This is a genomic window from Lactobacillus sp. C449L (assembly GCF_059900815.1).
The window spans coordinates 38244-52206 of sequence record NZ_JBWXGA010000003.1 but is presented as its reverse complement, the minus strand read 5'-3'; the positions used below and the strand labels follow the sequence as shown (position 1 = coordinate 52206).

General features: G+C 37.9%; 13 protein-coding genes, 1 riboswitch and 1 other annotated feature. Of the genes, 9 read left to right on the top strand and 4 right to left on the bottom strand.

Annotation, left to right across the window (positions count from 1 at the left end; genetic code table 11):
* Nucleotides 1-122: 122 nt before the first annotated feature.
* On the top strand, nucleotides 123-1085 hold the full coding sequence (locus tag AC2JF9_RS05920; protein ID WP_500725924.1) for a DUF1002 domain-containing protein: 963 nt from the start codon (nucleotides 123-125) through the stop codon (nucleotides 1083-1085).
* Between the two features lie 60 nt (nucleotides 1086-1145).
* Here AC2JF9_RS05920 and AC2JF9_RS05915 read toward each other — a convergent pair whose 3' ends face one another.
* Nucleotides 1146-1946 carry a ribonuclease H family protein gene (locus AC2JF9_RS05915; RefSeq protein ID WP_500725922.1) on the bottom strand — a complete coding sequence of 267 codons (801 nt, stop codon included), beginning with the start codon at nucleotides 1944-1946 and terminating at the stop codon, nucleotides 1146-1148.
* A gap of 70 nt (nucleotides 1947-2016) precedes the next feature.
* On the opposite strand from AC2JF9_RS05915, the gene AC2JF9_RS05910 reads away from it, so the two are divergent.
* Together AC2JF9_RS05910 and cls are read left to right on the top strand one after the other, a co-directional pair.
* Complete coding sequence (locus AC2JF9_RS05910) at nucleotides 2017-2949, top strand: alpha/beta hydrolase (RefSeq protein WP_500725920.1); 933 nt, start codon at nucleotides 2017-2019, stop codon at nucleotides 2947-2949.
* 22 nt (nucleotides 2950-2971) lie between these two features.
* Nucleotides 2972-4429, top strand: a complete 1458-nt coding sequence (gene cls / locus AC2JF9_RS05905) for a cardiolipin synthase (protein ID WP_500725919.1) — start codon at nucleotides 2972-2974, stop codon at nucleotides 4427-4429.
* Between the two features lie 101 nt (nucleotides 4430-4530).
* On the opposite strand, the gene AC2JF9_RS05900 is transcribed toward cls, so the two are convergent.
* A complete protein-coding gene (locus tag AC2JF9_RS05900) occupies nucleotides 4531-5172 on the bottom strand; it encodes a nitroreductase family protein (protein ID WP_500725918.1) in 642 nt (213 codons plus the stop codon).
* Between the two features lie 132 nt (nucleotides 5173-5304).
* Nucleotides 5305-5781: a hypothetical protein gene (locus AC2JF9_RS05895; protein WP_500725916.1), complete on the bottom strand. Its 477-nt coding sequence runs from the start codon at nucleotides 5779-5781 to the stop codon at nucleotides 5305-5307.
* A gap of 123 nt (nucleotides 5782-5904) precedes the next feature.
* Nucleotides 5905-6144: a binding site (T-box leader), on the top strand.
* A gap of 57 nt (nucleotides 6145-6201) precedes the next feature.
* Here AC2JF9_RS05895 and asnA point away from each other — a divergent pair.
* From asnA to AC2JF9_RS05865, 6 genes are all read left to right on the top strand, one after another.
* The gene (gene asnA / locus AC2JF9_RS05890) at nucleotides 6202-7215 is read left to right on the top strand and encodes an aspartate--ammonia ligase (protein ID WP_500725915.1); all 1014 of its coding nucleotides are present in this window, start codon (nucleotides 6202-6204) and stop codon (nucleotides 7213-7215) included.
* A 151-nt stretch (nucleotides 7216-7366) separates the two neighbouring features.
* Nucleotides 7367-8071, top strand: coding sequence for an NAD-dependent protein deacylase (locus tag AC2JF9_RS05885; RefSeq protein ID WP_500725913.1), 705 nt, complete (start codon nucleotides 7367-7369; stop codon nucleotides 8069-8071).
* A 105-nt stretch (nucleotides 8072-8176) separates the two neighbouring features.
* The gene (locus AC2JF9_RS05880; protein ID WP_500725911.1) at nucleotides 8177-8944 is read left to right on the top strand and encodes a TerC family protein; all 768 of its coding nucleotides are present in this window, start codon (nucleotides 8177-8179) and stop codon (nucleotides 8942-8944) included.
* A gap of 124 nt (nucleotides 8945-9068) precedes the next feature.
* Nucleotides 9069-9707 carry a DNA-3-methyladenine glycosylase gene (locus tag AC2JF9_RS05875; protein ID WP_500725909.1) on the top strand — a complete coding sequence of 213 codons (639 nt, stop codon included), beginning with the start codon at nucleotides 9069-9071 and terminating at the stop codon, nucleotides 9705-9707.
* A gap of 97 nt (nucleotides 9708-9804) precedes the next feature.
* Nucleotides 9805-9983, top strand: a riboswitch (Lysine riboswitch).
* Between the two features lie 109 nt (nucleotides 9984-10092).
* Nucleotides 10093-11712, top strand: a complete 1620-nt coding sequence (locus AC2JF9_RS05870) for an ABC transporter substrate-binding protein/permease (RefSeq protein WP_500725907.1) — start codon at nucleotides 10093-10095, stop codon at nucleotides 11710-11712.
* Nucleotides 11712-12461: an amino acid ABC transporter ATP-binding protein gene (locus AC2JF9_RS05865; RefSeq protein WP_500725905.1), complete on the top strand. Its 750-nt coding sequence runs from the start codon at nucleotides 11712-11714 to the stop codon at nucleotides 12459-12461. Before AC2JF9_RS05870 ends, AC2JF9_RS05865 begins: the two co-directional genes overlap by 1 nt.
* 82 nt (nucleotides 12462-12543) lie before the next feature.
* Here the strand turns inward: AC2JF9_RS05865 and AC2JF9_RS05860 are convergent, their stop codons facing one another.
* The gene (locus tag AC2JF9_RS05860; RefSeq protein WP_500725903.1) at nucleotides 12544-13863 is read right to left on the bottom strand and encodes a replication-associated recombination protein A; all 1320 of its coding nucleotides are present in this window, start codon (nucleotides 13861-13863) and stop codon (nucleotides 12544-12546) included.
* Nucleotides 13864-13963 lie beyond the last annotated feature (100 nt).

Sequence of the window (13963 nt, the reverse complement as noted above, 5' to 3'; positions counted from 1 at the left end):
TTATTATACCATCTTAAATCTTAAAAATATCGTAAACTGAATGTCCTAAAGCGCTATTTTAAACTTTTATAAAAAGCATTTAGTATAATTTAGGGACATCAAAAAGGAGTTGATTATTTTTTATGAAAAAAGCAACATCTATTATTACCATTATCATGACATTATTGTTTACGATTGGTGGACTAACAACCTTTTCGCAAACTGCAAAAGCTGATGATCTGCCAATTATTTGTCTAGGTTCTTCTTTAACGGACACCCAGCGCAACGGTACTTTAAAAACCCTTAGTAACCCACTTAATGGCAGTAGTTACCAAACTATTAATATTAACGGCGCTGATTTAGTCAGATATATTAATCCTTCTGGAGCGAACTTCACTACTAGCTCCGGTGTTTGGTCCAGTGCGATGATTCAAAAAACTGCGCAAGGTAGTGGAATTAACGTGCACCTTCTAGACTATCAAGGTCACAACAACATTACTACAATTACTGCTAATCAGTATAAAAATGCCGCTGTTACGGCAGGAATTGCGGATGCTAATATTTATGTTACCAGTGCTGTGCCAATTGATGGCTCGGGTGCCTTAGCTGGTGTTTATGCTGCTTATAGCAAAACTGGTGAAAACTTAAATCAAAAGCAAGTTAATGCTGCACAAGACGAGATGGGTACACTAAGTCAAATTACCAAAGAAAATAAAGGTAAAGATGGATATAGCGATGCTCAATTAAACAACGCAGTTGCCGGTGCCAAGCAAGAAATGGGCAAAATTGGTAATAATGTTACTGACAGCCAGATTCATGACATTGTTAACCAACAAATTAATATTAACCATTTGGGTGATGTCATCAACAACAACCAAAAGCAGCAAATTATTAATGTTCTAATCGAAGTTCGTAATTCCGGAGCCTTAAAAGACAACAAGTTTAAAGACCAAGCTGGTGCACTATCAGAAAATATCAAGCAAAATGCTAAAGGCATTTTTGACAAAATTAATACCCCTGAAAATCGTAATTGGTTTGAGCAGGTTCTTCATAATATTGGCGAATTTTTCAGTCACTTATTTGGGGTAATAGCCAGCAGTTTTTGAGGCATATTAAAACCAAAAAATAACTTAAAAAGGTTAGCATCATAGTGCTAGCCTTTTTAGTTACATCTGATCCATAAATTTATTTAATGCTTGATCAACAAACTCATTGCCACGGTTATTATTATGCCCCTTAGTCCACTCGAATTTACTATTGGTAAACTTCTCAAGCAATCGCTCCATTTCTTGCCAACTTTTTAAGTTAGCAATTTCTCCGGGAGTGCTTTTTTTCCAGCCACGCTTTTTCCAACCTTTAAGCCAGCCTTTAGTGATTGGATTTAAAACATATTGTGAATCTAGTACAAATAATAAGGGCTGATGGTTAAAGCCTAATTTCAACAATTTTTTCAGAGCTTCAATTAAAGCCGTCAATTCCATTTTATTATTAGTTGCCCCAAATTCACCATTTGAGTCGTAAGCAGATTGCTTTTGCCCTTGGTCCTGCCACTCAATTAAGTAAGCCCAAGCGGCTTTATCAGTTACTTTTACATGGCCTCCCTTATAATTACCAGTATTGCGCGTACCACCATCGGTATATATTGTTGCAAAGTATGAACCAAGATCATAATCTTCATTTTTTAACGTGAGTTGGTCGTCAGGTTGGTCTGCTTTGACTTTGGAGGCATCTTTTATTGAATGGCTTTCTTGTTGAATTTTTGCAATTGCTTTTTCTAGTGAATCTTCATCTTTTTGAAAAACTGCTTTGATTGCTGCTTGATCCCAGTCAAGGTATTCGGTTGCATCCGTGACTTGAGCAAATGATTTATATTCGGCATTAGGAAAGCCGTCAACTTGTTTTTTAGCCTCTTCCCAGGTACGATAAACGCCTGGCTTGCGTCCTTTTTTTACTGCATAAAATTTCATATGTACCTCAATCACTAAAATGTTGTCGTCAATGTTAAAATAAAAGTAGCTCTATTTTTAAGGTGGTATTATGTTCTTCAATACAAAAAGATATACGGAAGAAGCTGAGAAGAACCGTAAGCATAATTTATCAAAAGAACCTAGTCGATTCAACATGCTATCACTGGCTATTTTGGCAACGATTGCACCGTTGCGCATTTTTTTGCGGATGCATAAACGAAGAATCGAAGACAATGCCACAATTGAAACTAAAAAAGGGGACTTTGATCAAGTACCAGTTATCTATTTCCATGGTTTCCGTGGTGGTGACTATACTACCAATGCCATGGTTAAACAGGCAACGACCGACAAGAAAAATGACAAATTTCTCAAAGTAACTGCCGATTTGCTTGGCAACTTCAAGCTGGAAGGAACCTGGACTGGGGATCAAAATCCAATTGTTCAGGTCGTTTTTCGGCAACGAATAGTTGGTGTCTACGCAATTGACTACTATTTACGCTTTATTTTGCCCTTTCTGGCTAAAAGATATCACTTTACACATTATTCTGCAATCGCGCACTCATTGGCATGCCCATGTGTAGTGCGAACAGAAATGCGTAATTATCGTAAAAAAAGCTTCCCTCATTTAGATAAGTGTGCTTTCATTGCCGGACCTTTTGACGGTGTTACTTACATGGGCGATATCCCCAATGTAAATGGACTTAACCGCAATGGTCGTCCTGCTGTCGTTAATCTGCACTACCTTTATCTTTTATTTAGGCGCAAGCGTTTCAACCCTAAGATTGCTGTTTTGAATATTTATGGTAATGTTCTTGATAACACTAACAGTGATAAATTTATTTCGGTTATTTCTGCTAAAAGCATTCGCTATGTTTTAGCGCCAAATGCTAGGTCTTACCACGAAGTTGAAATTCGTGGTAAGAAAGATGCTGAACATAGCTGGATGCACGACAATCCTCTTGTTATCAGCATCATTGATCAATTTATTGGACTTAAAAAATAATTTTTAATTTTGGAGGAACTACGTGATTCTGCTCCGTGATATATTTCGTATTATCATTATTATTAATACTGTTTTAGCTTTTTACATCGTCTTTCATCGACGCCGTTCTGTTTCAACAACTTGGGCATGGCTAATTATTTTGCTTGTTTTCCCTGTAATTGGAATTACTCTTTACGGCTTTTTTGGCCGGGGAATTTCGCAAGAGAACATTTTCGCGATTAATAAGCAGCATCACATTGGTTTACGTAATGTTCAAAAGTCGATAACAAAGGCACCTAAGAAAACCAGCACTTCGGATACTTCTAATAAGGCTAGCATGGTGGTACGCTTTTTCGATCATAATAGTGAATCGCCTTTGAGCAAAAATAATCAAGTCAAACTATACACTGATGGTGAGCCCATGTTTCGCGATATGATGGAAGATATTGTCAATGCTAAGCAAACTATCAACGTAGAATTTTATACCTTTTATAATGATGAAATCGGCAACGAAATTCTAAACTTATTGATTAAAAAAGCAAAAGAAGGCGTCAGGGTGCGACTGCTCTATGATGCTTGGGGATCTCTGGGTGCAACTAAGGCCTGGTTCGATCAGCTGCGTAATGCCGGAGGCGAAGTCTTACCGTTTATTACTTCACGTAACATGATTACTAGATACCGTATCAACTATCACTTGCACCGAAAAATTGTGATTACAGACGGCAAAACCTCTTGGACTGGTGGCTTTAACATTGGTGACCAATACCTAAGCCGCAAAAAGAAGTTCGGCTATTGGCGCGACAGTCAAGTGCGAATTGTTGGCTCAGCTTCACTTTTACTGCAAGAGCGTTTTGTCATGGATTGGAATGCTTCTATTCAACAAAAAAATCAAATTATTACTTTCAACACGCTACTTTTCCCTAACTTAGATGAAAACGAAATTCGTCCAGGTGATGTTGCCACCCAAATCATTTCTGACGGTCCCGATCGCGACACTGCCAATATGCGAAATGGTATTATCCGGTTGATGTCTTTAGCTAAAAAAAGGGTTTGGATTCAAACACCTTATCTTATTCCTGATGATGCGATGTTTGCTACTTTGCAAACAATTGCAATGTCGGGAGTTGACTTACGGATTATGATTCCGTGTAAACCAGACCATCCATTTATTTATCGTGCCACGCAATGGTATGCCAATGAACTATCTCGCTTTGGCATTAAAATCTATATCTACGATAAAGGGTTCATCCACGCCAAGACGGTTGTTGTAGATGACGACTTTTCTACTGTTGGTTCGATGAACCAAGATTATCGTTCTTACGATTTGAATTTCGAAGATGTGGCAGTTTTTTATGATAAGAATTTCACTCGTGAAGTGGCAAAGTCATTTGAAAATGATATGCAAGTGTCAACATTATTGACTCCTGAGATGATTTCACAGCAAGGGCGCTGGCTCAAACTACTACAAAGTTTTTCTCGGATGCTGTCACCAATTTTGTAAAAATAATGTTAAGAAGAAAAAGGCAGCTAACTAGCTGCCTTTTAAATTACTCTCTAAATTGAGTAAAACTCAACTTAGAGAATTTTTATTTATTAATTCCATTAATCTGCTAAATGATAAACTTGTTCAACCGGATAGCGAACCGTTTCGACTAAAGTATCTTTTGTCTCCTTACCCTTACCAATTGCAATCGCCATTACTGGTACATAAGCCTTAGAATCTAAATTAAAGGTTTTGGCAATCTTAGATTCATCATAGCCTGCAATTGGATTAGTGTCATAGCCGTGACTGCGAGCAACCAACATAAATTGCATTGCCGCTAGTGAAGCTGACCTGACTGCATCAGAGGCACGTAATTCATAACTACCATTTTCATATAAAGGTAAAAACGTTTGTAAAACTTCTTCTAATTTTTCCTTAGTAATATGTCCTTCTTCATAGGTTTTAGTCCACATTTCGCGATATGACTTATAGGCATCAACATAAGCGAAAATTTGCACAATCGCGGCACAGCTATCAACCTGCGGATAGTTAAACTTCATCATGTAGTCTCTAACTCTCGCAATGCTTTCAGGTGTATCAGCCACTTCAAAATGCCAGCCCTGCAGATTGCAGCCTGAAGGGGCAGTGATTGTCTCTTCAAACATTTGCTTGAATTCCTCACGAGGAATTTTAACGTCTTTATCAAAATTACGGACTGAATGACGGTTTTGAACAACGTCGGTAAAATTATTATTGCGCATAATATCACACTTTCTTATTAAATTCACCTAGTTTTAGCTTAATTTTACCACCTTTTGTTACCTTTTTCACTTGTTTGTCGATATTTAAATAGCTAATTTAATCAAAAAAAGCGTGCGGATTCGCACACTTTTTTATAAAATATCTTGTATTTCTATTCTTATTTTGTGATTAGTATAACTTTTGATTGTTTCAACTATTTGAGCAGTTCCAGCAGATATTTGTAAGTAGTATTGGCGATTTTTATTGGTGGTGATAATACAAATTACAGTCTTTTTTTGAGGATTAGGCACTTTAATCAAAGTCACTAAGTCAATTTCGGAATAGCGCACAGTTCGATGGAAGTATCCTGATACAACTACTCTTTTAGGAGCAAACCCAGTGAATCCGTCAATAATACTGGTTACTAAAAGAATCGCCAGAAAAACCGACAATCCCGGATCGCCCTTTTCAATTACCTGCCAAGCAAATGCAATCCAGATAAAAATTATGCTCCAAATAATTGAAGAGCTACGGTAATGCCCCTTCAAGTTGATACTAGCCTGCCAATACCAACTATAACAAGTATAGGCAAATAAAATAGCGTCAAAGATAAGATAAAAATCCACCATACAGTTTCCTCTCAGTACTTATTCTTACACATTATAACAGAATGCACCTTTTTCGTTTAAAAATGAAGTTTTATTAATTTTAACTTGCGTTTTTATTAAATAGGGTGTTAAATACTTATTAAATTAAATGCGATGAAAAAGACGAGTAAATAATCTACCTCATTAAGTGAGCTAGTGATAGTGCGAAACTAGCTGACCCTGGATTATTGAAAAACACTTTTAGCAGCACGCTGAAATTATAATTAAAGTAGGTGGTGCCGTCTCCAGTACGTTATCAAGCTGGTGAAACATGATTGTGTTTCATGAGTTGGCCCATTTTGGGCAATTTAGGTGGTACCGCGGAAAAAGCCTTTCGTCCTTGTTTATATTAATACAGGGCAAAGGGCTTTTTCTTTGCATCAAATTTGGGAGGTAACCACTATGTCTTTAATTTTACCGGAAAAATATCAACCGACTTTAACAATTCGCGATACCGAAGCAGCTATTGTTTTCATTCGGGAACGATTCCAAGAAGTTCTTGGTCAAAAACTAAACTTGCAAAGAATGTCAGCACCACTTTTTGTTGAAAAAGCTACAGGATTAAACGACAACCTAAATGGTGTTGAGCGCCCCGTTGCCTTTGATGCAAAAGATTTGCCAAAAGAAGATACGATTGAAATTGTTCATTCACTTGCTAAATGGAAACGAATGGCTTTGAAAAAATACGGTTTTGGTATGCATGAAGGTTTATTTACTAACATGAACGCTATTCGTCGTGACGAAGATTTAGATAACTTTCACTCAATTTATGTTGACCAATGGGATTGGGAGAAAGTCATTGCTAAAGAAGAACGTACTGAGGAAACTTTAAAGGACACTGTGCGGAAAATTTTTTCTGCTATCAAGAAAATTGAAACGGAATGTGCCGAGCGTTATCCTGCTTCTACCTATCGTCTCCCCGATGAAGTTCATTTTGTCACCACGCAAGAGCTCGAAGATACTTGGCCTGAGTTAAGCCCTGAAGAGCGTGAAGATAAAATCGCCAAAAAAGAAAGAGCCGTCTTTATCATGAAAGTCGGCGACAAACTGAAACGCAGCGGCAAACCTCACGATGGTCGTGCTCCTGACTACGATGATTGGCAATTAAATGGTGACTTAATTTTCTGGTATGATCCGCTCGATCAAAAAATCGAAATTTCTTCAATGGGAATTCGGGTTAGTCCTGAAAGCCTACATGAACAGCTAAAAAAGGCTGACTGCCTTGACCGTGAAAAGCTTGAATTCCATAAAATGCTTTTAGCTGGGAAACTGCCTTACACCATTGGTGGCGGTATTGGTCAATCGCGCGTTTGCATGCTTTTACTAGGTAAAGCGCACATCGGTGAAGTGCAAGCAAGTGTATGGCCAAAAGAAATGATTAAAAAGTGCCAAGAACATCATATTCAAATTTTATAATTAAGCACTGAACTAAAAATTCACATTGTTAGAGGTTTAAGTTTTATCACTTTGACGTGTGGATTTTTTGTTGTTTTAAAACTTAAACTAAAGGGAAAAACATGTAGTAAACTAAGCTTATACTATAGAATCTTATGAAAGGAGCTAAATTATGATTGAATCGGCGCAAATTGCTGGACTTAAAGAAAGCATCAAACAAGCAAAACACATCACGTTTTTAACTGGTGCAGGTGTTTCAACTCATTCAGGCATTCCCGATTATCGCTCAAAAAATGGAATCTACGATGGGGTTTCTGAGAGCCCGGAAACAATTTTAAGTGAAGAAACACTCTACAATCGGCCAGAGTTTTTTTATAAATTTGTCATGGACAATATGTATTTCCCTGATGCTCAACCAAACGAAATTCATCAAAAAATTGCGAAAATTTGTAATGAAAAAGGCGACTTGATTACGCAAAATGTCGATAGTCTTGACCGTAAAGCCGGAAACAAACATTTGACTGAATTTCATGGCAGTTTGTATAACATATACTGCACCACATGTCATAAAGTAGTTACTTATGCAGACTACGCCCAGTCTTTTAAGCACAATGACTGCGGCGGCATTATTCGTCCAGGAATTGTCTTATATGGAGAACAAATTAATGGTGATAACCTATCACGTTCGGTTAGCGCAATGGAAAAAGCTGATTTAGTAATTATTTCCGGAACCAGTTTTGTGGTTTATCCATTTGCACAACTTCTTTCATATCGTCAGCCCGGTGCAAAAGTTTGGGCAATTAACAAAACAGAAATTCCAGCAGCTGGAATTTCGTCAATTATTGCTGATGCACTTGATGTTTTTAAGCAGCTGTAATTACAGGACTTTAAATAAGCACTTTAGTATTATTATGATAAAATGCGGGATAGCAGTCGATAACTAAATGTCTGTATTGATTGCTTAGAAAAGAGACTTTTTCAAATGTCAATTATTAAAATGTATGCTCCATTTTTTAGCCTTAATAACTGGATCCATGTCTTAACCAGTGGCAAAGATTGGTTAGTAATTCTAACCTTAATCGTAATGGAGTGTTTACTTTCGGTTGACAATGCGGTTGTTCTAGCCGCACAAACCAAAGTGCTTCCCGATAAAGTTCAACAAGAAAAATCCCTATTTTACGGTATGTGGGGCGCTTATGTTTTCCGTTTTATTGTGATTGGAATTGGTACTTATTTAATCAACTTTTGGGAAATTAAACTTGCCGGAAGTTTATACCTTTTTTATCTTGCTTTTAAGTTCTTCTATGGCAAACGTCACCCGCAAAAACAACAACCTAAAGTAAAGGCAGCTAAAGAACCAGCTGCTTTCCATACTAAAGCAAAAAGCAAACATTTACTGTCACTTTTTTGGCGCACGGTAATTTCCATTGAGGCAATGGACATTGTCTTTTCAATTGACTCAGTTTTAGCAGCACTTGCAATTTCTAGCAATCCGGTAGTTGTCCTAATTGGAGGCATGATTGGTATTTTATGCATGCGGGGTGTCGCAGAAGTAATCATTAAGCTGATGGATATCATCCCAGAATTGCAACCAATGGCTTATGTTTTGATTGTCATTATTGCTTTAAAACTGCTCATATCTTTGCCACCAATTAATTATGAATTATCAAACACAACATTTGCAGCAATTGTTTTCAGCGTTTTAGTCTTAACTATTGCTTACCATTTTTTACGCCGAAAAAAGAACTAACTCATGCGGTAATACATCACAGGGAATACCTCTTGGTTTATCAGAAATGCGTAATATTGCTTTATGATCGGATTCGGGTCAAGTGCATATATCTATCTCGAAAGACTGTACAACAGAAAAAACGATGAATTACTTAACTTATTTTACAAATAACTCAACGGAAAAAATTAGTGCTGACTTACTTGGACGCCCTTTAACTTATAGTGGCAGTGGTCATATTCTAGGTGGTTATATTGTCGAAACTGAAGCGTATTTAGGCAAAAGAGATCGCGCCGCTCATTCTTACGGAGGACGCCGCAGCCCAGCTAATGAAGGTTTATATCGTTGTGGCGGAACAGTTTATATTTACGCGCAACGTCAATACTTCTTTTTAAATGTGGCAACCCAAGAAAAAGATGAACCGCAAGGTATTCTAATCAGAGCAATCGAACCAATCTGGGGAATTGACCAAATGGTTGCTAATCGGGCTGGGAAAAGCGGCGTTTTGTTAACCAATGGGCCGGCTAAAGTGATGCAAGCCTTTGGAATTCAAGACAAGACATGGAACTTACACTTTTTAAGTGATTCGCCTTTTGCAATTGACCTGGATAACGCCCATAAAAAAGTTGCTAAGCAAGTTGCGACTAGCCAGCGAATTGGTGTTAATCAGTCTGAACTTGAGTGGGCCAATAAAAAACTACGCTATTTTGTTGCTGGCAATCCCTATGTTTCAAGAATGAAAAAGCGTGATTATTGTAGTGATAATGGGTGGCTGCATTCATAATAAAGTAAAAATGAAATATTAATAATAATTTGTTTAAACAAAGTTATTGACAAGATCCCATTTTTAGCCTATTATTTTTCCTAAGTTAAATAATTTCCAATGCAATAGAGGTCGCGATAATTACAAAGCTAGCCTGAGTGAACGAACACGAAGATGGTTGGCCAAAGAATTATTGCCGAAACAAGAATAATATTCGTTTGATTATTTTTGTTGGGCTGCAATAGAGAATATCTTGCAGACTGTCCTAGTTAATTACTAGGGAGCGCTATATGATTTGTCAAAAAATGATTAATTATAACCTCGTTGTTTTGAAACAGCGGGGTTTTTATTTACGCTTTTTATTGTATTGGCTTTATTTGAAACAAGATTTTCGGAGGTTTTCAAAATGAAGTCAAGAAATAAGTGGGTTACTGCCATCGTGGCAGTAGTACTTAGCTTCATTATCGGTAGCAGTTTTAACTTTTCACAAGTTGAAGCTAAACGCGATGATGGTGAGCTAAAAGTAGCTATGGAGGCGAACTATCAGCCTTATAATTGGACCCAAACCACTAATGCAAATGGTGCGGTTCGAATTGAAGGCTCGCGCGAATACGCTAACGGTTACGACGTTAAGATTGCCAAAATGATTGGTAAAAAATTGCACCGTAAAGTAGTCATTGTTAAGACTGAGTGGGATGGCCTTCTTCCTGCTCTAACTAGCGGCAAAGCCGATTTGATCATCGCCGGAATGAGCCCTACTGCCGAACGGGCAAAGGCAATCAATTTTTCAAACGCATATAGAAACAGCACATTCGTTGTAATTACTAAAATTAACAGTAAATATGCCAATGCCAAAACGCTGAATGATTTTAAAGGCGCAAAATTAACTGCCCAACAAGGTACCTCGCACTATGCTCTAATTAACCAATTAAAAGGAGCTAAAAAGCAACCCGCAATGCGTGATTTCGCGGCAATGCGGCAGAGTTTAATTTCTGGCACAATTGATGGCTATATTGCTGAAGATACTGAATCAACTTCATTTAAAATGGTTGATCCAGATATTAAGGCCATTTCTCTCAGTAAAATGGCTGGTTTCAAGATTTCCAAGGAAGACTCAACTACCGCTATTGGAATAGCCAAGCCTAATAAAAAGTTGCTTAAAGAAGTGAACCAGATTCTGGCTACTATTCCTAATTCTGAACGAACTAAATTAATGACAGCTGCCGTTAAAGAGCAGCCTAAAACAGATGAGAAAAAGGGCAAAAATGGCAAGGCAGAGCCATGGCTGGTTTCAATGTGGAAAGAATACGGCGGGATGATACTAAATGGTATTGGTATGACTTTACTTCTCGCTTTAGTCGGAACAATTGCTGGCTTTTTCATTGGACTTTTTGTTGGCATTATCAGAACTATTCCTACGCCAACTAGCCAAGGTAAAAAGTGGCTATTGAAGTTTATCAATTGGCTATTAGCGGTTTATATTGAAGTTTTCCGTGGTACGCCAATGATGGTTCAGGCTGCTGTAATTTATTATGGTATTGCCCAATTCTGGCACATTAACATTGACCGGACAATAGCCGCTTTAGTAATTGTATCTATCAATACCGGGGCTTACTTAGCAGAAATTATCCGCGGCGGGATTATTTCAACCCCAGAAGGACAGTTTGAAGCAGCCAGCGCTTTGGGGATGACCCATAATCAAAGAATGTGGCATATTATCTTGCCACAAGCAATTCGAAACTGCCTGCCTTCAATCACTAACGAGTTTATTGTTAACATCAAAGATACTTCCGTCTTAAGTATTATTTCCGTATCCGAACTGTTCTTTGTCGGAACAACAGTTGCAAGTCAAACCTTTAAGTTCTTCCCAACATACCTGACAATTTCAGCAATTTACCTAATTCTTACCTTTACAATTACGAGAATATTCAACTTAATTGAGAAACACCTTCAAGGGGACAAAAATTACAACTTAATGGCAAATCAAGTTCAAGTAGGAACGCCTAAGAACATGGAGGTTAAGTAATGACCGAAACTAATGAAACTATTTTAAGTTTAAAGCACATTCAAAAGTCCTTTGGTGAACACCAAGTGCTCAAAGATATTTCTCTTGATATTAATAAAGGCGAAATTGCTACCATTATTGGTCCTTCAGGTGGTGGTAAGTCTACAACTTTACGTTGTATCAACTTACTGGAAGAGCCAACTGCTGGTGAAGTTGTTTTTCACGGTGAAAATGTCCTAGCACCCGATTATAATCGCAATATCTATCGCGCAAAAGTAGGTATGGTGTTCCAACAATTTGATTTATTCGAAAATAAAAATGTCTTAGCTAATTGCATGGTCGGACAACAATTGGTACTTAAGCGTTCTAAAGATGAAGCTCGAAAGATAGCCCTTGAAAACTTAAAGAAAGTTGGTATGGAGCAATATATCAATGCGCGTCCTAATCAGCTTTCTGGTGGACAGCAGCAACGTGTCGCAATCGCCCGCGCAATCTGTATGGATCCTGAAATTTTGCTTTTTGATGAGCCAACCAGTGCACTTGATCCCGAAATGGTCGGTGAGGTTTTAAGTGTTATGAAGAACTTAGCTACAACTGGTTTAACCATGATTATTGTTACCCATGAAATGGCATTTGCGCGCGATGTTTCAGATCAAATTTTCTTCATTAGTGATGGAATTATTGCTGAGCAAGGCAATCCAGACCAGCTCTTTAACCATCCTGAAAATGAAAAAACAGCGAAGTTTTTAAGTAACTTCCAAAACAATTAATTTAGTAACTAGAAAAAACATGTTTTAAAAGTAAAACATGTTTTTTTGTCCGTTTATATTCTGATAGTTACCATAATTAAGGTTAATCATGATTTTTATGCCACTCTTTGATTTGCTCCAAACGCTTTTTGAAACGGGCTTCATGTCCTTGTTCCGTGGGTAGATAGTATTCGTGCCCCTCTAAATTCGGCGGCATAGTTTTCATTGAGGTTATCTTATCCTTAGATTCATGAGCATACTGATAGCCTTTGCCGTAGTCCAGCTCTTTCATTAACTTGGTTGGCGCATTGCGAATTTGTAAAGGAACTGGCTCATTAATAGTTTTCTTAACGTCATCTTCAGCGGCTGTTCGGGCTTTATAAACCGCATTTGATTTCGGCGCTAATGACAAGTAGATAACGGCTTCCGTTAAATGAACGTCGCACTCAGGCATCCCTAGAAATTGACAGGCTTGAAAAGCATTGATTGCCACGTTCAGCGCGTTGGTGTCAGCTAGCCCAATATCTTCACTGGCAAAGCGTACGAGTCGTCGCGCAATGTAAAGCGGGTCTTCTCCGCCTTCTATCATTCGCGACAACCAATAAATCGCGGCGTTAACATCACTATTACGCATTGATTTGTGCAAAGCAGAAATAATATTGTAGTGTTCTTCCCCATCTTTATCATACAAAACTGATTTTTGAGTGATTAACTGTTCCAAGTTGTTAGTGGTCACAGTAATCGTACTGCCTTTTTTGTCACCGTTCAAAACAGCCATTTCCAAAGTATTCAAAGCTGTTCGCGCATCTCCATTGGCGAACTTCGCAATTGCCTTAATTTCTTGCTCATTAATTTTAACTTTAGCCTTGCCAAAACCGTTGGGGTTATTGATGGCATTTTTGAGCAACTTAACAATGTCTTTAACTTCAAGCGGCTTCAACACAAATACTTTACAGCGTGACAACAAGGCTGAGTTGACTTCAAAGGAAGGATTTTCGGTCGTGGCACCAATTAAGGTAATACTGCCACGCTCAACATACGGTAAAAATGCGTCCTGTTGCGCCTTATTAAAGCGGTGAATTTCGTCAATAAAAACTAGCGTTTTCTGCCCTAGCTGACTTTCTTCTTCGGCTTGCTTCATAATTTTACGAATTTTAGCAATGCTACTGTCAACGGCACTAAAGTTATAAAAACTAGCCTGACTTTGACGCGCAATAATCTCAGCTAGTGTTGTTTTACCCACACCTGGAGGGCCCCAGAAAATCATTGACGAAATCTGATCATTATCAATGATTTCTCGCAATATTTTCCCAGGTCCGAGTAACTGCTCTTGACCAACAAACTCGGCTAAATTTTGCGGTCGCACCCGATTAGCCAGGGGCATATTTTCAGAATTGTTTGTAAATAGTGATTCTTGTCTCATGTTGTTATCTTCTTGTTTAGCGCCTACTATTTTTACTTTAATTATACAAGGGATTGTTGCTTTTATTAATAAATATTAATGGCAATAAGTACTCAAAAAG